Origin of the sequence: Micromonospora sp. NPDC049047 (assembly GCF_040649135.1) — a bacterium.
GTDB lineage: Bacteria > Actinomycetota > Actinomycetes > Mycobacteriales > Micromonosporaceae > Micromonospora.
Map to the genome: position 1 here is coordinate 101,454 of NZ_JBEZEY010000022.1, position 20,536 is coordinate 121,989.

The following is a 20,536-nucleotide window of genomic DNA, read 5'->3' on the forward strand; positions in this document are numbered from 1 at the left end:
GGGTCACCGGAGACCAGCCGCCGTGACCGGAGACCGGTCCGCGGCGGTCTCCGCGGGGAGCCCGGCGAAGAGGTCGTCCTCCCAGCCGTACGGCCCGGAGCCCGGACCCTTCTCGCCGACCGCCAGGGTGAAGAACTCCACGCCCATGAACTCGCCGCCGAAGTTGCCGGCGATCGAGTAGAGCCAGGAGGTGGCCGGGATCTGGGTGGCGTGCGCCCGCATCGCGTTTTCCTTGGCCAGGTGCTGGTCGGTGCCGTCGATCCGGGCGGCGATCCGGGCGTCCGGCGTGCCGAAGGGCAGCTCCGCAATGTCCTCGATGCCGGCGAACGGGTTGTCGGAGGACTCGGCGAAGTGCGCCAGGCCGGCCTCCAGGACGCTGAGCGGCATGGCGGTCCAGTAGACCTTCAGCGGGGCGCAGCCCTCGGCGGCGGCCAGCTCGACAGCGCGCATCGCGACCCGGTGCGCCTGGATGTGGTCCGGGTGGCCGTAGAAGCCGTTCGGGTCGTACGTGACCAGCACCTGCGGGCGGACCTCCCGCATGATCTCCACCAGGTGCCCGGCGGCCTCGTCCAGGTCCGCCTGCCAGAAGGCGCGGGGGTGTTCGTTGGTGGCGAGCCCCATCATTCCCGAGTCGCGGTAGCGCCCGGCCCCGCCCAGGAAGCGGTGGTCGCTGACACCGAGCGCGGCGCACGCGGCGGCCAGCTCGGCGATCCGGTACCCGCCGAGCTGGTCGGCCTCGGCGGCGGCGAGCTGGGCCAGCGCCGGCACGTGGATCTCGCCCTCCTCACCGAGGGTGCAGGTCACAAGCGTGACGTGGGCGCCGTCGGCGGCGTAGTGGGCCATCGTCGAGCCGGTGCCGATCGACTCGTCGTCGGGGTGCGCATGGACCAGCAGCAGGCGGCGGTCGGGCAGCATCGTCACGGCTGTCACTCTAACCGGCGGTCAGGGCCCGCCGGCGCTGACGCGTCCGCCCAGGTCGGCCACATCACCTGCGGTACCGCTCTACGATTCGGTCTGTGGACTTTCCGGAGCTGGCCGCCCGCACCCGCCGGTTCAGCCACGGTGCGCCGCGCGCTGTCTCCGTAGCTGATGACGGCTCCCGGGTGATCTTCCTGCGCTCGGCGGGGCCGGAGGACCCGGCGGACGCGCTCTGGCTGCTGGACGTGGCTACCGCCGAGGAGCGCCTGGTCGCCGACCCGACGACCCTGCTGGGCGAGGGCGGGGACGTCCGGTCGCTCTCCCCCGGCGAACGCGCACTGCGTGAGCGGTTACGGCTCAGCGCCGCCGGCATCGGCTCGTACGCGCTTGACGCGGCCGGCCGGATCGCGGTGTTCGCGCTGGCCGGACGGCTGTTCCGGGCCGATCTGGTGCACGGTGACGTGGTGGAGGTGGCCACCGACGGTCCGGTGCTCGACCCACGTCCGGACCCGACCGGGCAGCGGGTGGCGTACGTGACCGACGCCGGGCCGGGGGTGCGCCGGGGCGAGTTGCGGGTGATCGAGTCGGACGGCACCGACACCCTGCTGGCCGGCGAGGACGCCGGGGTGAGCTGGGGGTTGGCCGAGCACATCGCGGCGGAGGAGTTCGGCAGGTACCGGGGCTACTGGTGGGCACCGGACGGCCGGATGGTGCTCGCAGCGAGGGTGGACGAGTCCCGCCTGGAGCGGTGGCACCTGCACGACCCGGCCCAGCCAGCCAGCCCGCCGACCGCCGTGGCGTACCCCCGGGCCGGGGGGCCGAACGCGGAGGTCAGCCTACACCTGCTGGACCTCGACGACGGCTGGGTGGACGTGCACTGGGACCGGGAGACCTACCCGTACCTGACGGCGGTGAGCTGGGGCGAGGGCAGCCCGTTGATCACCGTGTTGCGCCGTTCGCAGCAGCATGGGCTGGTGCTCGCTGTGGACCCCCGGACGGGTGAGACGCAGGTGCACGCGGAGCTGGCGGATCCGCGTTGGGTCGAGCCGATCGCCGGCACCCCGGCACACCTGGCGGACGGTCGGGTGTTGGTCGGCGGGGAGTTGGCCCACGACGGGTACGACGCGCGGTGCCTGTTCGCGGACGGCACCCTGCTCACCCCGCCGTCGCTGTACGTGCGGCGGGTCGTGGGTCGACTGCCGGCCAGTTCCGGTCCGGCCGACCTGCTCGTCGAGGCGAGCGACGGCGAGCCGAGCGAGCGGCACCTGTTCCGGGTCCGGACCACCATCGGCGGTGGGGTGGACGCGCGCCGGATCACCACCGACTCGGGTTGGCACACCGCCGCCGTGGGCGGTGACGTGCTGGCCGTCGGGGTCGCGTCACTTGATCATGCCGGGGTGCGGTGGACGGTCCGGCGCGGCGACCAGGAGCTCGCCGAGCTGCGGTCGTTTGCCGCCGTCCCGCCATATTCTCCGCTGCCGTTGCTGGAACGGGTGACCGACCGGCGGTTGCCGGCGGCGGTGCTCTACCCGGACAACCACGTGACCGGCCGCCGACTGCCGGTGCTGCTCGACATCTACGGCGGGCCGGGGCACCAGGAGGTCGTGGCGGCGCGGGCCGCGTGGTTGGAGCGGCAGTGGTGGGCCGACGCCGGGTTCGCGGTGGTCGCCATCGACAACCGGGGTACGCCGGGCGTGGCCCCCTCGTTCGAGAAGGCCGTCCACCGACGGATGGCCGACGTGGCCCTGACCGACCAGATCGACGCCCTGACCGCGCTCGCCGGGAAACATCCCGACCTGGACATGGCGCGGGTGGGGGTGCGGGGCTGGTCGTTCGGCGGGTGGCTGGCCGGGTTGGCGGTGCTGCGCCACCCGGAGCTGTTCAAGTGCGGGATCGCGGGTGCGCCGGTGACCGACTGGACGCTGTACGACACCGCGTACACCGAGCGTTATCTCGGCCTGCCGGAGGACGGCATGGACGTGTACGCGCACCACTCGCTCATCGAGTTGGCCGCCGAGCCGGTCACCGGCCCGGACCAGGCCCGCCCGTTGCTGCTTGTGCACGGCATGGCCGACGACAACGTGGTGGCCGCGCACACGCTCCGGCTCTCGGCGGCCCTGCTGAGCACCGGCCGCCCGCACGCCGTGCTGCCGCTGACCGGGGCCACCCACATGGCAGCGAACGGCACCGCCGAGCGACTGCTTCCGCTGGAACTCGACTTCCTCCGTACCCATCTGCTGTAGGGCCAATCCTCGATAGGTGATTCCGGCACGCCGGGTGGCCGAGGGCCGGTCCAAGGCGGCCATCTGCGAGTCGCTGCGTCTCGCCGCAGGCAGCGTGGAGAAGCACGTGACGGCCGTCTTCACCAAGCTGGACCTAGCTGATGAGCGATACGTCGCGCGGTCTGTGCGGTCGGCGGCGGATGCCTTCAGGGGCGGGCGTCGTATTGGGTACGGGCTTCGAAGACGCGATCCATGTGCGTCTCCGCCCAGTTCTTGATCGCGATCATGACCGGGAACAGTTCATGGCCGAGTGGGGTGAGCTCGTAGTCGACGCGGACCGGTACCGAGGCGGTGACCGTGCGGGTGACCAGGCCGTCGCGCTCCAGCGTCCGCAGGGTCTGGGTGAGCATCTTCTGACTGACGCCGGCGATGCGGTGGGCGAGCTCGCCGTGCCGCTGCGGGCCGTCGACGAGTGCGGGGATCACCAGGGCAACCCACTTGTCGGTGAGCCTGCTCAGCAGCTCGCGGGTCGGGCACTGTTCCAGGAACGCGTCGTAGTCGCGTTTGGCCTTTTCACGGCGTTGCGCGGCGGTAGTCGTCGCCATCTTTCCCTCCTTTGGTGCCCTAGGCACTTTACGGTACCTACTTTCTCACAGTGCCGATCATTCATACGGTTCTGGTGGTCACGAGATGCCGTGAAGGAGACGACGATGCGCGCAGTCAGTTATGCAAGGTTCGGAGAGCCGGAGGTCCTGCAGGTGGCCGACGTGCCGGTGCCCGAGCCCGGGCCCGGGCAGGTGCGGGTGCGGGTCGCGGCGTCAGTTGTCCATCCGGTTGATCTGGTGGTCCGCTCCGGTCGGTTCCCGGCCCCGTTGCCGACCGGCCTGCCCTACACGCCCGGCTGGGACGTTGCCGGCAGCGTCGACGCGGTCGGCCCGTCGGTCGAGGAGCTCACGATCGGCGACGAGGTCATCGGCTTCTCGCCGTGGCTACAAACCACTGTCGGCACCCACGCGGAGTACGTGGTCCTCGACGCCGCCTGGCTGACCTCCGCGCCCACCGGCGTCCCCGCCACCGAGGCGGCGACCCTGCCGGCCAATGGCCTCGCCGCCGCGCAGGCCCTCGACCTGCTCGCGCTCCCGGCGGGTTCGACGGTGCTCGTCACCGGTGCCGCCGGGCAGGTCGGTGGGTTCGTTCTGGCGCTGGCCCGGGTGTCCGGTCTGCACGCCACGGGCCTCGCCGGGGCCGGCGACCGCGAGTTCGTCGAGTCGCTCGGTGCGGCGTTCCTGTCGCGCGCCGACGATCCGACGGGGCCGTTCGACGCGGTCATCGACCTGGCGGTGATCGGCCCCCCGCTGCTGGACGTCATCCGCGACGGCGGCGGCTACGTGGCCGCGTCACCCCCTCTTCGTCCGGAGCCGGTGCGGGGAATCCGGACCTTCGCGCTGGAGGTGCTACCGGACGGAGCCCGGCTGGGCGAGCTGGTAAAGCTCGTCACCAGCGGCGACATCCCGCTCCGGGTCGCCGACGTGTACCCCTTCGCCGACGTGGCGGCCGCCCATGATCGGCTGGCCCGAGGTGGCGTGCGCGGCGGCGTGGTGATCGTCCCCTGATCCGCGGCGGTGAGCGCGGTCAGTCAGGCCAGCTGGCGGTCGGTCCCGTCCGGATCCTCAACTGATCAGCGTCTGGCTCGCCGGCCCTCCCGCCGGCGAGCCAGACGGCGTGGCCGCGAGCTGCTGGCACCCATGCCGGCGGTTTCGGCGGGGCGTGGACGTCAAACAGGCCGGTGAGCGTCCGCGACTGCCGGTACGGCGCAGGTGTCAGGAGATCGACGGCGGCCAGCGGTGCGTACGCCACTCGCGCCACGTCGCGAATCCGGCCGGTGGCTCGTCGATGGGTTCGGTGCCGTCGAGTTCGCCAGGGGTCGGGATGTCGAAGCCGGCGGCCCACTCGGCAAGTTCCTCGTCGGACATCGGCCACGTCGTGTGTGGCGCTTCGGCCTGCCGCTGATCAACTCGTTTGCGCTGCTCAGCAGGGGTGACTTCGAAGTAGCGCAGCTCCACTGCCGCGCCGAGGTCCGCTGCCGCCTGCCGGAGGGCGGAGCGCTCGTCCCGGCTCCACAGGCCGTAGTCGATCACGACGTTGGTGCCGAGTTCGAGGGCGCGCAGCCCGATCGCGATGAGCCGTCCCTCGATCACGTCCTGGGCCGCCGCCGGATTCTCGGGCCCGTAGAGCGCCTTCACCCACTCGTCCTTCGTCAGCCGGAGGGCGTTGCGCTCGATCTCCAGACGGCGAGCAGCAGTGGTCTTCCCGGTGCACGGCAAGCCCACTGTCAGAAACAGCGTTGGCGTCATCATCACCCGCTTTCGTTGGGAGAGCGCCTCGGCGATCCACATGGCGCTCGGACGCAGCGCGAGCCGAACCCGACCTGCCAGCCGCCGACGCCGCTGTGGTGTTCAGTCGTCTTCGATGCGTCCGGTCGTGGGGTCAACCATGGCCAGGAAACCGCGGATGTTCTCCCGGTGCTCGTCGAGCGACAGGCCGGCGGTCGGGCTCATCCCGAAGCCATAGCCGGGGTTCGGCCCGCTGAGCCACGTGTAGTCGGTGCCATCGCACTCGTTTCGACGGAGAGCGAACGTCTCTCCATCGACGTCGAGCGTGCGCGCCGTGGCATCGGCGGCGTCCTCACTCTCGGGGCGCAGACCGGGCACGGCCTCGGTGCGGGCTTCCCCGTCGCCGCCATCTGGGTAGATCTCCGCCATGTGCCCATCCTCGTGGAACTGTCGGCCCGTCGCACCGATCCGCCACGGTGGGCGCGGAGGCAGCGAGATGACTCTGCGGTATCCGCAGCTGAGTCAGTCGCCGACTCTCGGGGCTCCCCACAGGGACAGGCAGAACGGATGCCCGGCCGGGTCGGCGTACACGACGCAGTGGTCCGCGTTGGGCTGATGCTCGAATCGGGTAGCGCCGGCCGCCAGCACACGCGCTCCGGTCGCCTCCAGATCGTCGACGAGGAAATCCAGGTGCATCTGCATCCCCACCTCTCCATCCGGCCAGGTGGGCGGCCGGTGGTCGTCGACCCCCTGGAACCCGAGGTCACCGTTCGGTCCTTCTACGACCGCCCAGCTCTCGTCACCCTTCGCGACCCCGCCGGTGATCTCAGCGTAGAACCGCGCGAGCGCGAGCGCGTCCGGCGCATTGACCGTCGTCACGCCGAGCCTGATCAAGTTGGACATCAGCCGATCCTAATCTGCCGGCATCTCGGCCTGAGCATCCCCCAGCGTTCCTTCCAGCCGGGCGCTCCGGCGTCGGAACTCCAGCCGTCCGGATCGACCGGGCCGTCGACCTCCACCCGTCAACGAAAACAGCAGGGTCCCCGCCCGACGGCGTTGTCGGGAGAGGACCCTGCTGGTCTGCGGTGTGACTTACGGCTTCACGTGCGCGTTCACGAATGACGGATAGCCGAAGACGCTGGAGATGAAGACCCCGCCAGCCTTGGACCCGTGCACGTTGTAGGCCACGTCCACGTAGAGCGGCACCACAGGTGCGAACTCCTTCATGATCCGCTCGTCGAGCTTGGCCCACTCGGGGCCCTGGTCGGCCGGGGCCAGTGCCAGGATGCGGTCCATCTCGGCGTTGATCGCCGGGTCGTTGAAGTAGGACTGGTCGCTGTTGCCCTCGGCCTTGATGGTGCGGCCGTCGTAGAGCACCGGCAGGATCGACGCCCCGCTGGGCCAGTCCGCAGCCCAGTTACCGATGTACAGGTCCCAGGGGTTGTTCTTCTTCTTGATCTCGTCGAGCTTCGCGTCGTCCGAGATGTTCCGGACGGTGATCTTGAAGCCGGCCCGCTCCAGGTTGGCCTTGAGCTGCGCACCCTGCTGCTGCTCGGTGGAGTTGTCGGCGACACCGAGAACCAGTTCCGGCGTCTTGCCGCCGAGCAGCTCCTTGGCCTTGTCGACGTTGCCGTTGGGCCCGGCCGGGTACGCCTCGTACGCCTTGTAGCCGATGGTTGCCGGCGGCATCAGCGTGGTCAGCGGCGCGGCGACGGTTTGGCCGCCGAGCGCCTTGATCATGCCCTCGCGGTCGATTGCGTAGTTGAGCGCCTGGCGGACCTTCAGGTCGGTGACCCGCTGGTTGTTGATGACGAGCTGGTTGGCACTCGGGGTCGGGGAGAGGAGCGTCCGCGACTTGAGCGTGGCGTCCCCGGCGACCTTGGCGACAAGCGAGGCGGGCACGGCGTTGAAGGCGAGCGCGCTCTGGTCGGCGCCGTTGTCGGCGATCACCCGGTTGTTGGCGGCGTCCGCGGTCGGGCCGAAGGTCCAGACGAACTGGTCCGGGTACTGGTGCCGGACCGGGTCGGTGCTCGGGTCCCAGTTGGGGTTGCGGTCCAGGGTGAGCGACACGCCTACCTGGTTCTTGGCGACCTTGTACGGGCCGGACGAGAACGGCTGCTTGTCCACGTCGATGCCGGTGTCCTTGTCCGCCGGCAGCGGCGCGGTGGTCGGCAGCGAGACCGCGAACGGCAGGTCACAGCGGGGCTTGGCGAACTCGAAGCGCAGCGTCTTCGCGTCCGGCGTGGAGAGGCCGGGCGGGAGCGACGTCTTGTTCTTCTTGAAGTCCCACTTGGTGTCGAACTGCGCGGTGTCGGCCAGCCACTCCTGGATGTAGGTGGGGCCGCCGGAGAGGTCGGGGTCGAAGGACCGCGCGATGCCGTACGCGATCTCCTTCGAGGTGATCGGCCGGCCGTCCTCGAACTTCACGCCGTCCTTGACTGTGAATTCCCAGACCTTGCAGTCGTTGTTGACGTTCTTGCCCGGCGTTTCGGCCAGGTCGCCGACGAGGACCAGTCCGCCCTTGCCGTCGTCCTTCCAGGTGGTCAGGTAGCGGGACCAGAGGGGGTTGGCCATCAGACCGGCGAACGAGTACGTCCGCTGCGGGTCGAGGTGGGAGATCGGCGACTCCCGGATGACGGTGAAGGTGCCGCCCTTCTGCGCCCCACTCACCTCGGCGGCCGGGCCCTGCGAGTCCTTGGGATCGGTAGCGATGACCCCGGTCTGCTGCCGCTCGGTGTTCACGGTGGTGCCCTCGCCCGTGTTCTTCGAGCACGCACCCAATGCCACCACCAGAGCGATCGCGCCGCCTGCGGCAGCCACCACGCGTGGTCTCATGAAGTACCCCCTTCACCCATGTGCCGTGCGGTTTCGCCGGGGCGAGAACCGCCGACGTCCCGAGGATCGTAAGGAAGAAAACCTACGAGTTGTGTAACAGTTGTCGATAAATTTCGCCACCAGCCGTGCGGTGACCATCAAACACGTCAGCGCAGCCGGACCCGCGGGTCGATGGCCGCGTAGAGCAGGTCCACAAGCACGTTCGCCAGCACCACGAAGACGGCCGCGATCAGCACGGTGGCCATGATGGTGGGCAGGTCACCCGAGCGCACCGCGTCCACCGCGGTACGCCCCAGCCCCTGGATGCCGAACGTCGTCTCGGTGATCACCGTGCCGCCCAGCGCCCCACCCACGTCCAGCCCGGCGATCGTCACCACCGGGGTGATCGCCGCGCGCAGCGCGTGCCGCCCGTACACAGTGGGTTTGGCCAGGCCCTTGGCCCGCGCGGTCCGGACGAAGTCCTCCGAGAGCGTCTCCAACATCTGTGCCCGGGACAACCGGGCGTAGATCGCCGAGAAGAGGAAGGCCAGCGCCACCCAGGCGAGCACCAGCCCGCTGGCCCACTTCGCCGGGTTGTCGAACAGTGACGTGTAGCTGGGCACCGGCAGCAGCCGCAGGTTGTAGACGAACACCATCAGCAGCACCGCGCCCACGAAGTAGAGCTGCAACGAGGCGCCGGTGAGTGAGAAACCGATGGCGGCCCGGTCCAGCCAGGTGCCGCGCCGCAACGCGGAGACCATGCCCAGCCCCACCCCCAGCAGCAACCAGAGGATGGCTGCCGGGATCACGATGCTCAGCGTCACCGGCAGCACCCGGGCGAGGGTGTCCGAGACGGCCTCGTTGGTGACGTACGACCAGCCCAGGCAGGGCGCGTCGCACCGGCCACCCTGGGCGCTGCCCAGGTCGCGACCGGTCACGATGCCCTTCATGTAACCGGCGTACTGGCTGACCAGCGGGTCGTTCAGACCCAGGTCGTCGCGGACCCGCTCCAACCGCTCCGGGTTGCAGTTCTTCGAGCAGATGCTGGTGACCGGGTCACGCGGCAGGGCGAAGAACATCAGGAAGGTCAGCACGCTCACCGCGAACAGGGTGAGCGTGGCGGAGAACAGCCGCTTGATCAGAAACCGTGACATGAGTCCACCCCTACCGGGACGACTTCGGGTCGAGCGCGTCCCGCAACGCGTCGCCGAAGAGGTTGAAGGCGAACACCAGCGCGAAGATCGTGATGCCCGGGAAGAACACGTACGCCGGGTCGGTCTGGAGGAAGTCCAGACTGTCGTAGATCATCCGGCCGAAACTCGGCGTCTCGTCGCTGAGGCCGACACCGATGAACGACAGCGCGGCCTCGCTCGTGATGAACTGCGGCACCGCCAGGGAGAACGAGACCAGGATCGGCGCCCAGATGTTCGGCAGCAGTTGCCGGAAGAGCATGTGCCCCAACCCGGCGCCGCTGGCCCTTGCCGCCTCCACGAACTCCCGCTCGCGCAGCGCGATCACCTGCCCCCGCACCAGGCGGGCGGTGCTGGTCCAGCCGAAGATGGCGAACACGGCGATCAGTACGCCCACGCCGAAGGCGGACGACACCTGCCCCCGCTCGCCGTAGAAGCGCAGCGTGATGGCGGGGGTGAGCGCCAGCGCGATGATCAGGAAGGGCATGGCCAGGGTCAGGTCGGTGATCCAGTTGAGCACCGCGTCGAGCCAGCCGCCGAGGTAGCCGGCGAGCGTGCCGAGCACGACGCCGATCGTCGCGGTGATCAGCGCGGCGGCGAGGGCGACGAACAACGACGTGCGCAACCCGTAGATCAGCCGGATGAAGACGTCCCGACCCAGGTTCGGCTCCAGGCCGAACCAGTGGTCCCCGCTGACGCCACCGGCGTAACCCAGCGGCATGCCGAAGCCGTCCAGCAGTTGCTGGAACTGCTCCCGCGGACCGACGCCGTAGGCCATCTCGACAAGCGGGGCCGCCAGCCCCAACACCATGAGGAAAACCAGGACCACGCCGCTGGCCACGGCCGTGCGGTCACGGCGCAGCCGCAGCCAGGCGAGCTGACCGGGCGAGCGCCCGACGACACCCTTCGTCGCCGGCCCGCCCACGTCCGGGCCGGACTCGATCTCGGCAAGCGCCACACCCTCCACCGGGGACAGGCTCATGACGGCACCTCCTCGACGTTCGCTTCGGCCCCGCGGCCGGCCGGCTCGGCCCCGAGCACGGCCGCATCCGTCACCGGGCCGGCACCCGCCGACTCCGGGCTCGTGCCGACCGCTTCCCCTTCCGGGCTCGTGCCGACCGCTTCCCCTTCGGGGCTCGTGCTGACCGCTTCCCCTTCGGGGCTCGTGCTGACCGCTCCCCCTTCGGGGAAGTGACACGCGGTGGCCTGCCGACCGCCGTCGCGCGGCACCAACGCGGGCTCCTCGGTGGCGCAGATGTCCTGCGCCTTCCAGCACCGGGTCCGGAACCGGCAGCCCGACGGCGGGTCGAGCGGCGTCGGCACGTCGCCGCTCAGCCGGATCCGGCCCGCCGGGCCGAGCTGGGTGACGTCCGGGATCGCCGAGAGCAACGCCCTGGTGTACGGGTGCTGCGGGCGTTCGTAGATGTCGGCGCGGTCGCCGATCTCCACGATCCGACCCAGGTACATCACCGCGACCCGCTGGCAGAAGTGCCGGATCACGGCCAGGTCGTGCGCGATGAACACGAACGCCAGGTCGAGCTCCCGTTGCAGGTCCCGCAGCAGGTTGACGACCTGCGCCTGGATCGACACGTCGAGCGCGCTCACCGGCTCGTCGGCGACGATCAGCTTGGGCCGCAACGCCAACGCGCGGGCGATGCCGATGCGCTGGCGCTGGCCGCCGGAGAACTCGTGCGGGTAGCGGTTGTAGTGCTCCGGGTTCAACCCGACAAGCTCCAGCAACTCCTGCACCCGGGCCTTGATCCCACCCGGCGGCTTGATCCCGTTCACCTGCAACGGCATCGCCACGATCCGGCCGACGGTGTGCCGGGGGTTCAACGAGGCGTACGGGTCCTGGAAGACGATCTGGAGTTCCTGGCGCAGCGGGCGCAACTCGCGCCGGCCGGCATGGGTGATGTCCCGCCCGGCGAACTCGATGCTGCCGCTCGTCGGCTCCAACAGCCGCACCAGCATCCGGCCGGTGGTGGTCTTGCCGCAGCCCGACTCCCCGACCAGGCCGAGCGTCTCGCCGGGGCGTACGTCGAAGTCGAGCCCGTCCACCGCCCGCACCAGACTGGTGGCGCGCAGCCCCTGGCGTACCGGGAAGTGCTTGGTCAGCCCGCGTACCCGCAACAGTGGTTCGTCGGTCATCTCCACAGTCCTCCGTTCGGGACCGCGGTACTCCGCTGCGCTGCGTTCCTCGCCCTCACACAGCCACCCCCACTCGTGCGACGTCCTCGGCGTAGAACGCGGCCCGCTCCTGCGCGCTCAGGTGGCAGGCGACCAGGTGACCGTCGGCCCCGGCCGCGCTGGCTGAGCCGGTCCCACCGGCCGCGCGCAACTCGGGCACCTCGCTGCGGGACCGGGTACCGGCGCGGTCCGCGTACCGGCAGCGGGGGTGGAACGCGCAGCCGGACGGCAGGTTGATCAGGCTGGGCGGGTTGCCGGGGATCGGCACCAGGTCCGCGTCCGCGTCGCCGTGCAGGGACGGCACGCTGGAGAGCAACCCCCAGGTGTACGGGTGCTGCGGCGAGCGGAGCACCTGCTCGACGCTGCCCCGCTCGATGGCACGCCCGCCGTACATGACAAGCACGTCGTCGGCGACCTGACCGACCACGCCGAGGTCGTGGGTGATCAGGATGATCGCGGAGTGGAACTCGGCCTGCAGGTCGGCGAGCAGGTCCAGGATCTGCGCCTGCACCGTGACGTCAAGTGCGGTGGTCGGCTCGTCGGCGATAAGCAGTGCCGGGTCGTTGACCAGGGACATTGCGATCATGGCCCGCTGCCGCATGCCGCCGGAGAACTCGTGCGGGTACTGGTCGAAGCGGCGGGCCGGCTGCGGGATGCCCACCCGGTCGAGCATGTCGACAGCCCGCTGGCGGGCCTCGCGCCGGCTGGCCTTCGGGTGGTGCACCCGGTACGCCTCGGCGATCTGCCGACCCACAGTGTAGTAGGGGTGCAGCGCCGACAGTGGATCCTGGAAGATCATCGCCATGTCCCGGCCGCGCAGCCGGCGTACCTCCTCGTCGGGGAGGCCGACCACCTGCCGGCCGCCGACGGAGATCTCCCCGGTGATGGTGGCCCGTTTGGGATCGTGCAGGCCGAGGATGGCCAGCGAGGTGACGCTCTTGCCGGAGCCGGACTCGCCGACGATGCCGAGGGTGCGGCCCCGCTCGACGGCGAACGACACCCCGTCGACCGCGCGCACCACGCCGTCCTCGGTGTCGAACCGGACCCGCAGGTCCCGCACCCGCAGGTAGGCGTCCTGGTCGGAGCGCTGGGCCGGCACGGCGGGACGGTCGTCCGGATCGCCGGACGGCGAGGGTTCGGAGCTGTCCACGGCCACCTCCCTCAGTGACGAAGGGAACTTACAGGAAAGTCCCGAGGGTGAAAATAAGCTACAAAGTCGGCGCGTGTCAGCGGGGCCGAGCGTAACGAGTCCGCATCGGCCCCGCACCCCCGTCACCTCGCCATCCACGCCCGTTCATCTCACATCCTCCCGTCCCGCGCCCCGCACCAGCCGCCGTCAAGGTCACGCTCGAACCAGGATGTAGTGGCATCACCGACGCGCGACACCACTACAACCAGGATGATGCGCGATCTTGCGGCTGGCGCAGGCCCGCGGCAGCAACGACGGAGCTGGCTCTCACCGAGGACTGCGTACCAGCGGACGCGGTCCTGTTGGTTGGTGAAATCACCGCACCCCATACCGCCGTCATCGACCGGGTATTGAAACCCCACGTCTACGCTGCGGCGGGGATCGAGTGGTATCTCCTCGCCGACCAGGAAACTCTGGCCCTGCACCTCTATCAACTGGAGGATGCCCGCTACGTGCGGCGGTCGACGACCAGGGTCGGCGAAGTGTTGGAGTTGACGGAGCCGGTGCGGGCCACTATCCGGCCGGAGGATCTCGTCCCCTGACGGGCGTCGGTCGGCTGGCCTAGGGTCGGTCCATGACCGAGTTCGACGCGGCAACCGCCGCCGTCCAGGCCGCCCTCGACGCGGGCGCCCGGTATGCCGACGCGCGGGTGATGCACCGCCGCTACGAGTCGATGACCGCGCGCAACGGCGACGTGGAGGAGCTGACCCAGGACGAGAGCATCGGGCTCGGTGTGCGGGCACTCGTCGGTGCGAGTTGGGGCTTCCACGCCGTACCCGACCTCTCCGACGCCGCCGCCCGCGACGCTGGCCGGCGCGCGACCCGGACCGCGATGGCAAGCGCGCGGGTCCCCGGCCCGCCGGTCGACCTGGTCGCGGCGCAGGCGTTCGTCGCGAGTTGGACCTCCGGCTGCCAGATCGACCCGCTCGGGGTGCCCCTGTCGGACAAGGGCGACCTGCTTGTCGGCGCGACCCGCACGATGGCCGAGCACGGCGCGGACCTGGCCGAGGGCCTGTACCAGATCTGGGACACCGCGAAGTGGTTCGTCTCCAGCGAGGGCCACCGGATCGACCAGCGGATCCGCGAGTGCGGTGGCGGCATCTCGGCCACCTCGATCGGCGACGGTGAGACGCAACGCCGGTCCTGGCCGAGCTACCGCGGCCAGTACGGCACCACCGGCTGGGAGCTTGTCGAGTCGCTGGACCTGGCCGCGCACGCCGCGCAGATCGCCGAGGAGTCCCGGGCGCTGCTCACCGCGCCGCAGTGCCCGGCCGGCGAGACGGACCTGATCCTCGGCGGCGAGCAGCTGGCCCTGCAGATCCACGAGTCGGTCGGGCACGCCATCGAACTGGACCGCATCCTCGGCTGGGAGGCCGCCTTCGCCGGTACGTCCTGGCTGGACCTGGCCCAGCTCGGTTCGCTGCGCTACGGATCCGAGCTGATGAACATCACGATCGACCCGACCATCCCCGGTGCGCTCGGCAGCTTCGGCTTCGACGACGAGGGTTCCCCGGCGGTCAAGCGGGACGCGGTCCGCGACGGTCGCTGGGTGGGGGTGCTGGCCGGCCGGGACTCCGCCGCCATGGCCGGCCTCGACTACGGCGGCAGCGTACGCGCGGACGGGTGGGCCCGGCTGCCGATGGTGCGGATGACGAACGTCGGCCTGGAACCCGGCCCGCACACCCTGGAGGAGATCATCGCGGCCACCGACGACGGGGTGTTGATGGACCTCAACCGGTCGTGGTCGATCGACGACAAGCGGCTCAACTTCCAGTTCGGCTGCGAGGTGGGCTGGGAGATCAAGAAGGGGCGGCGGGGACGGATGTTGCGCAATCCGACGTACACCGGGATCGGCCCGCTCTTCTGGCGCTCGATGGACATGCTCTCCGGCGAGACGGTCTCCTGGGGCACTCCCAACTGCGGCAAGGGCCAGCCCGGCCAGATCGGGCACACCGGTCACCCGGCCGCGCCGGCCCGGTTCCGCAACGTCCGGGTCGGAGTGTCCGCGTGAGCGCGAGGAGTGAGCCGGGTCTGCGAGCCCCGCAGTCGCGAACGGAAGGTGGCTCGGCGAGCGCGAGGAGTGAGCCGGGTCTGCGAGCCCCGCAGTCGCGAACGAAAGGTGGCTCGGCATGACCGAGTTGGAGCTGGCTGGGCAGGTCATCGAGCTGGTGCGCCGCCTCGGTGGGCCGGCGTCACAGGCCGAGGTGGTGGTGACGCGGGCGGATCTGGCGCTCACCCGGTTCGCCAACTCGGCGATCCACCAGAACGTCGCGGAGTCGACAGTCGGGGTCCGGCTACGGCTGCACGTCGACGGGCGGACCGCCGCCGGCAGCGGCAGCGTGGTCACCACCGACGGGCTGAGCGCGCTTGTCGAGCGCACCCTGGCCGCGGCGCGGCTCGGCCCGCCCGACCCGGGCTGGCCGGGCCTGGGCGCGCCCGTGCCCGTGCCGGCCGCGCCGGCGGTCGACGAGGCCACCGCGCAGGCCGAGCCGGACCAGCGGGCCGACCGCGTCGGCGCGTTCGTGGCCGCCGCCGGCGGCCTCAGCACGGCCGGCTACTGCCGCACCGCGCACCGCTCGTCGGCGTTCGCCAACTCGGCCGGGCACTCGGCCTCCGGCCGCTCGGCGGAGGCGGCGATGGACGGCATCGCGCGCCGCGACGGTGCGGACGGGGTTGCCCGTCGCCACGCCGACCGGCTCGCCGACCTCGACGGCGCCGAGCTTGGCGCGCAGGCGGCGGCGAAGGCCCAGTCGGCGGCCGACCCGGTCGAGCTGCCGCCGGGGCGCTACGAGGTGGTGTTCGAGCCGGCCGCGGTGGCCGACCTGTTGCAGAACCTCTCCTTCTACGGCTTCAACGGCAAGCGGTACGCCGAGCGGCAGTCGTTCGCCGAGCCGGGTACGGCCCAGTTCGATCGGGCGGTGACCCTGGTGGACGATCCGCTGGGCGGGTCGGGGCTGCCGTTCGACGCGGAAGGCACCGGTCGGGGGGCGCTGACCCTGGTCGAGGCGGGCACCACCCGGGCCGTGGCGCACGACCGGCGGACGGCCAACGAGGCGGGCGCGCGGTCCACCGGGCACGCGGTAGCGGGTGGCGCCACCTGGGGGCCGATGGCCCGCAACCTGCGGCTGTCCGGTGCGACGGCCGGCCCGGCCAGCGCGACCGGCCGGAGCACGACCGGTGGGGCGGCCGGCGCGGTGGTCGACGCGGACACCGCGGCGCTTGTCGCTGAGGTACGCCGGGGGTTGCTGGTCACCGACCTGTGGTACACGCGGGTCCTCGATCCGAAGAGCCTCGTCGTCACCGGGTTGACCCGCAACGGCGTCTGGCTCATCGAGGACGGCACTGTCGTGCGGGCGGTACGTGACCTGCGGTTCACCGAGTCGTACCCACGCGCGCTCGGACCCGGGGCGGTGCTCGGGCTGGGCGCTCGGGCGGTGCGGCAACCGGATCGGGTGGACGGTGTGTGGTGGGCGGCCCCCTCGCTGCGACTGGCGTCCTGGCACTTCACCGGTGGTGCCTCGGGGTGACCGCGATGGTCTGCCGCCGGTGCCCAACGCGGCTTTTTCGCAGGCCAGACACACGGGACACTCCCTTGCGCGGACGGCCCGCAGAGATCGGCGTAACGTGTGTCACTTAGCTGCGTCGGTCGATCCGGCGTGGTCGTTGGTGTGCGCAGGATGTGGCAGCGGGTGCGGGTTCGCCGGTCCGCGTGCCGACCGGAGAAAGATCAGCCCGCCCGTACGGGCCCGTCGAGGAGACGACTCGAATGACTTCAACGGCAACGAAGCCGCGGGGAGCGCGGGCGCGCGCCGCGATCGCGGCGAAGACGTTGCGTACCGACCGTTGGTGGTTCGCCCCGCTGATCACCGTGATCGGGCTCAGCGCCTGGGTCGCGTACGCGACGGTCCGGGTCTTCATGCACGACAACTACTGGGTGGACGCGTACCACTACCTGACCCCGTTCTATTCCCCGTGCGTGACCGACCGGTGCGTCGAGGCCGCCTCGCATTTCGGCCGGTTCCTGCCCGGCTGGTGGATCATCCCGGACGCGGCGCTGACCCTGCCGTTCCTGCTGCTGTTCCGGCTCACCTGCTACTACTACCGCAAGGCCTACTACCGGTCGTTCTGGCTGTCGCCGCCGGCCTGCGCCGTGCCGGACGGCCACAAGGAGTACGCCGGGGAGACCCGCTTCCCGCTGCTCGGTCAGAACCTGCACCGCTACTTCTTCTACGCGGCCGCGATCATCTCGCTGATCAACACCTGGGACGCGATCCTCGCCTTCCACTCGCCGAAGGGCTTCGGCTTCGGGCTCGGCAACATCATCCTGGTGCTCAACGTGGTGATGCTCTGGGCGTACACCATCTCCTGCCACTCCTGCCGGCACATCATCGGCGGCCGGCTCAAGCACTTCTCCAAGCACCCGGTGCGGTACAAGGCCTGGACGGTCGTCTCGGCGTTGAACGTCCGGCACATGCAGCTCGCCTGGATCACCCTCGGCACCCTGGCGCTCGCCGACTTCTACATCATGGCGCTCGCGGCTGGCTGGTTCTCCGACCTGCGGTTCATCAACTAAAGGGCCCCTGACATGACCACTACCACTCGTATCGAACGACACCACTACGACGTCGTCGTCATCGGGGCCGGCGGCGCCGGTCTGCGCGCGGCGATCGAGGCCCGGCTCGCCGGCAAGAAGACCGCGATCATCTCCAAGTCGCTCTTCGGCAAGGCGCACACGGTGATGGCCGAGGGCGGCGCGGCAGCCGCCATGGGCAACGTGAACAGCCGGGACAACTGGCAGGTGCACTTCCGCGACACCATGCGCGGCGGCAAGTTCCTCAACAACTTCCGGATGGCCGAGCTGCACGCGAAGGAGGCACCGCAGCGGATCTGGGAGTTGGAGACGTACGGTGCGCTCTTCGACCGCACCAAGGACGGCAAGATCTCGCAGCGCAACTTCGGTGGCCACGAGTACCCGCGCCTGGCGCACGTCGGCGACCGGACCGGCCTGGAGCTGATCCGCACCCTGCAGCAGAAGATCGTCTCGCTCCAGCAGGAGGACCAGCGGGAGTTCGGCTCGTACGACGCCCGGATCAAGGTGTTCTCCGAGACCACCATCACCGAGCTGCTGCTCGACGGCGACCGGGTGGCCGGCGCGTTCGGCTACTACCGCGAGTCGGGCGAGTTCATCCTCTTCGAAGCGCCGGCCGTGGTGCTGGCCACCGGTGGGGTCGGTCGCTCCTACAAGGTCACCTCGAACTCCTGGGAGTACACCGGGGACGGGCACGCGTTGGCGTTGCGCGCCGGGGCGACGCTGATCAACATGGAGTTCCTCCAGTTCCACCCGACCGGCATGGTCTGGCCGCCCTCGGTGAAGGGCATCCTGGTCACCGAGTCGGTGCGTGGTGACGGTGGCGTCCTGAAGAACTCCGAGGGCAAGCGGTTCATGTTCGACTACGTCCCCGACGTCTTCCGCAAGCAGTACGCGGAGACCGAGGAGGAGGCGGACCGCTGGTACACCGACCCGGACAACAACCGGCGTCCGCCGGAGCTGCTGCCCCGCGACGAGGTGGCCCGCGCGATCAACAGCGAGGTCAAGGCCGGTCGGGGCTCCCCCGCCGGTGGCGTCTTCCTGGACATCGCCAGCCGGCGTTCGGCCGACGAGATCCGCCGGCGGCTGCCGTCGATGTACCACCAGTTCAAGGAGCTGGCCGACGTCGACATCACGGCCGAGCCGATGGAGGTCGGGCCGACCTGTCACTACGTGATGGGTGGCGTCGAGGTCGACCCGGACTCGGGTGCCGCCTTCGGCCACGTACGCGGCCTGTTCGCCGCCGGTGAGGTCTCCGGCGGCATGCACGGCTCCAACCGACTCGGCGGCAACTCCCTGTCCGACCTGCTGGTGTTCGGCAAGCGGGCGGGCGGGCACGCGGCCAGCTACGCGGACGGGCTGTCGGCCCGGCCGAAGGTGGCGGTGGACGCGGTCGAGGCGGCGGTGGACACCGCCCTGGCCCCGCTGCAACGGGACACCGGTGAGAGCCCCTACACCCTCCAGCAGGACCTCCAGGTGGTCATGGGGGATCTGGTGGGGATCATCCGCCGGGAGGGTGAACTGGCCGACGCCCTGGTGCGGCTGGCCGAGCTGCGCGAGCGGGTGGCCAAGGTGAGCGCGGTCGGCGGTCGGCGCTACAACCCCGGCTGGCACCTCGCGCTGGACCTGCGCAACATGCTCGTGGTCTCGGAGTGCACCGCGAAGGCGGCGCTGGAGCGGCAGGAGTCGCGCGGCGGGCACACCCGGGAGGACTATCCGGCGATGGAGCCGAAGTGGCGGCAGGTCAATCTGGTCTGCTCGCTCGACGGCGACAGCGTACGGCTGACCCGCAAGCCGCTGCCGAAGATGCGGCCGGAGCTGATCGGCCTCTTCGACCGTGCGGAGCTGGCCAAGTACCTCACCGACGAGGAGTTGGCCGACTTCGACGCCCTCGTCGCCGACGCTGGAGAGGCGGACAACCGATGAGCGCGAAGCGTCAGTTCCGGATCTGGCGGGGCGACGAGACCGGCGGAGACCTGCAGGACTACATGGTGGAGGTGAACGAGGGCGAGGTGGTCCTCGACATCATCCACCGCCTCCAGGCCACCGACGCGCCGGACCTGGCCTGCCGGTGGAACTGCAAGGCCGGCAAGTGCGGCTCCTGCTCCATGGAGATCAACGGCAAGCCGCGGTTGGGGTGCATGACCCGGATGTCGACCTTCGGCGACGAGGAGACCGTCACGGTCACCCCGCTGCGGACGTTCCCGGTCATCCGGGACCTGGTCACCGACGTCTCGTTCAACTACCAGAAGGCGCTGGAGACCCCGGCGTTCGCCCCGCCTGCGGACGTTGCCCCGGGTGACTACCGGATGCAGCAGGTCGACGTCGAGCGCTCGCAGGAGTTCCGCAAGTGCATCGAGTGCTTCCTGTGCCAGACGGTCTGCCACGTGATCCGCGACCACGACGAGAACAAGCAGGCGTTCTCCGGCCCCCGGTACTTCATCCGCGCGGCCGAGCTGGACATGCACCCGTTGGACACCCGGACGGACCGCAAGGAGTACGCGCAGGCCGAACAGGGCCTCGGTTTCTGCAACATCACCAAGTGCTGCACCGAGGTCTGCCCCGAGCACATCAAGATCACTGATAACGGGATCATCCCCATGAAGGAACGGGTCGTCGACCGCAGGTACGATCCCCTTGTGTGGCTTGGTAGCAAGATCTTCCGTCGGGGCGAGACGCCCCAGACCAGCGTGACCACCGCCCGTCAGGGCTCGACGACGTCGGGCCCGACGCGGGCCGGGGTGCACTCGCACGCCGGTGGTTCGCACAACCCGAGCGCCGAGGCGCAGGCGCAGAGTGGCGTGAACTGGGACCGGGAGGTGCCCCACCCGACCGCTCCGGCGGTGGACGACCGGGGCAAGCTGCCGCTTACCGAACTCACGTTCGACCGGGCCGCAGCGCCGTCGCCGTTCGGTGACGACGTGACCTTCCCGCTGCCTCCGGAGCACCTCAACTTCGCCCACCCGGACCAGGACAAGCAGCACTAACCACCCGAACGAAAGCGGGGGCCGTGGCTATCGCCACGGCTATCGGGTGGGCGCTTTCGGTGACGACAAGCGGGGTGAGCCGGTCGCGGCTGGTGACGATGGTGAGGC

Annotated in this window: 18 protein-coding genes; 8 read left to right on the forward strand and 10 right to left on the reverse strand. The window is 70.3% G+C overall.

The window, feature by feature from the left end:
- Window positions 1-3: 3 nt before the first annotated feature.
- Window positions 4-930, reverse strand: coding sequence for an N-acetyl-1-D-myo-inositol-2-amino-2-deoxy-alpha-D-glucopyranoside deacetylase (mshB, locus tag AB0B86_RS27225; protein ID WP_357403141.1), 927 nt, complete (start codon window positions 928-930; stop codon window positions 4-6).
- Between the two features lie 86 nt (window positions 931-1,016).
- Here mshB and AB0B86_RS27230 point away from each other — a divergent pair, with 86 nt between their 5' ends.
- Window positions 1,017-3,161 carry a prolyl oligopeptidase family serine peptidase gene (locus AB0B86_RS27230; protein ID WP_357403139.1) on the forward strand — a complete coding sequence of 715 codons (2,145 nt, stop codon included), beginning with the start codon at window positions 1,017-1,019 and terminating at the stop codon, window positions 3,159-3,161.
- A 185-nt stretch (window positions 3,162-3,346) separates the two neighbouring features.
- On the opposite strand, the gene AB0B86_RS27235 is transcribed toward AB0B86_RS27230, so the two are convergent.
- On the reverse strand, window positions 3,347-3,745 hold the full coding sequence (locus AB0B86_RS27235) for a helix-turn-helix domain-containing protein (protein WP_357403137.1): 399 nt from the start codon (window positions 3,743-3,745) through the stop codon (window positions 3,347-3,349).
- Between the two features lie 105 nt (window positions 3,746-3,850).
- Here AB0B86_RS27235 and AB0B86_RS27240 point away from each other — a divergent pair, with 105 nt between their 5' ends.
- Complete coding sequence (locus AB0B86_RS27240) at window positions 3,851-4,753, forward strand: NADP-dependent oxidoreductase (protein WP_357403135.1); 903 nt, start codon at window positions 3,851-3,853, stop codon at window positions 4,751-4,753.
- 207 nt (window positions 4,754-4,960) lie between these two features.
- On the opposite strand, the gene AB0B86_RS27245 is transcribed toward AB0B86_RS27240, so the two are convergent.
- From AB0B86_RS27245 to AB0B86_RS27280, 8 genes are all read right to left on the reverse strand, one after another.
- Complete coding sequence (locus AB0B86_RS27245) at window positions 4,961-5,536, reverse strand: ATP-binding protein (RefSeq protein ID WP_357420083.1); 576 nt, start codon at window positions 5,534-5,536, stop codon at window positions 4,961-4,963.
- A gap of 60 nt (window positions 5,537-5,596) precedes the next feature.
- The gene (locus AB0B86_RS27250; RefSeq protein WP_357403133.1) at window positions 5,597-5,902 is read right to left on the reverse strand and encodes a hypothetical protein; all 306 of its coding nucleotides are present in this window, start codon (window positions 5,900-5,902) and stop codon (window positions 5,597-5,599) included.
- A gap of 93 nt (window positions 5,903-5,995) precedes the next feature.
- A complete protein-coding gene (locus tag AB0B86_RS27255) occupies window positions 5,996-6,376 on the reverse strand; it encodes a VOC family protein (protein ID WP_357403131.1) in 381 nt (126 codons plus the stop codon).
- Window positions 6,377-6,565: 189 nt separating this feature from the next.
- The gene (locus AB0B86_RS27260) at window positions 6,566-8,308 is read right to left on the reverse strand and encodes an ABC transporter substrate-binding protein (protein WP_357403129.1); all 1,743 of its coding nucleotides are present in this window, start codon (window positions 8,306-8,308) and stop codon (window positions 6,566-6,568) included.
- 146 nt (window positions 8,309-8,454) lie between these two features.
- Window positions 8,455-9,441 carry an ABC transporter permease gene (locus tag AB0B86_RS27265; RefSeq protein WP_357403127.1) on the reverse strand — a complete coding sequence of 329 codons (987 nt, stop codon included), beginning with the start codon at window positions 9,439-9,441 and terminating at the stop codon, window positions 8,455-8,457.
- A gap of 10 nt (window positions 9,442-9,451) precedes the next feature.
- Entirely contained in the window at window positions 9,452-10,459 is a 1,008-nt protein-coding gene (locus AB0B86_RS27270; protein WP_357403124.1) for an ABC transporter permease, read from the reverse strand.
- Window positions 10,456-11,625, reverse strand: coding sequence for a dipeptide ABC transporter ATP-binding protein (locus tag AB0B86_RS27275; protein ID WP_357420084.1), 1,170 nt, complete (start codon window positions 11,623-11,625; stop codon window positions 10,456-10,458). Before AB0B86_RS27275 ends, AB0B86_RS27270 begins: the two co-directional genes overlap by 4 nt.
- A 55-nt stretch (window positions 11,626-11,680) precedes the next feature.
- Window positions 11,681-12,763 (reverse strand): ABC transporter ATP-binding protein, encoded by a 1,083-nt coding sequence (locus tag AB0B86_RS27280; protein ID WP_357403324.1) that lies wholly within the window; start codon window positions 12,761-12,763, stop codon window positions 11,681-11,683.
- A 350-nt stretch (window positions 12,764-13,113) separates the two neighbouring features.
- Here AB0B86_RS27280 and AB0B86_RS27285 point away from each other — a divergent pair, with 350 nt between their 5' ends.
- The 6 genes from AB0B86_RS27285 (at window position 13,114) to AB0B86_RS27310 (ending at window position 20,428) form a co-directional block, all read left to right on the forward strand.
- A complete protein-coding gene (locus AB0B86_RS27285; RefSeq protein WP_357420089.1) occupies window positions 13,114-13,395 on the forward strand; it encodes a Uma2 family endonuclease in 282 nt (93 codons plus the stop codon).
- A 32-nt stretch (window positions 13,396-13,427) separates the two neighbouring features.
- Window positions 13,428-14,864, forward strand: coding sequence for a TldD/PmbA family protein (locus AB0B86_RS27290; RefSeq protein ID WP_357420085.1), 1,437 nt, complete (start codon window positions 13,428-13,430; stop codon window positions 14,862-14,864).
- 118 nt (window positions 14,865-14,982) lie between these two features.
- On the forward strand, window positions 14,983-16,380 hold the full coding sequence (locus AB0B86_RS27295; RefSeq protein WP_357420086.1) for a metallopeptidase TldD-related protein: 1,398 nt from the start codon (window positions 14,983-14,985) through the stop codon (window positions 16,378-16,380).
- A 239-nt stretch (window positions 16,381-16,619) separates the two neighbouring features.
- Window positions 16,620-17,426, forward strand: coding sequence for a hypothetical protein (locus AB0B86_RS27300; protein WP_357403116.1), 807 nt, complete (start codon window positions 16,620-16,622; stop codon window positions 17,424-17,426).
- 12 nt (window positions 17,427-17,438) lie between these two features.
- Window positions 17,439-19,367 (forward strand): fumarate reductase/succinate dehydrogenase flavoprotein subunit, encoded by a 1,929-nt coding sequence (locus AB0B86_RS27305; RefSeq protein WP_357403114.1) that lies wholly within the window; start codon window positions 17,439-17,441, stop codon window positions 19,365-19,367.
- Window positions 19,364-20,428, forward strand: a complete 1,065-nt coding sequence (locus tag AB0B86_RS27310; RefSeq protein WP_357403112.1) for a succinate dehydrogenase/fumarate reductase iron-sulfur subunit — start codon at window positions 19,364-19,366, stop codon at window positions 20,426-20,428. The genes AB0B86_RS27305 and AB0B86_RS27310 overlap by 4 nt, the downstream gene beginning before the upstream one ends.
- Window positions 20,429-20,536: the final 108 nt, after the last annotated feature.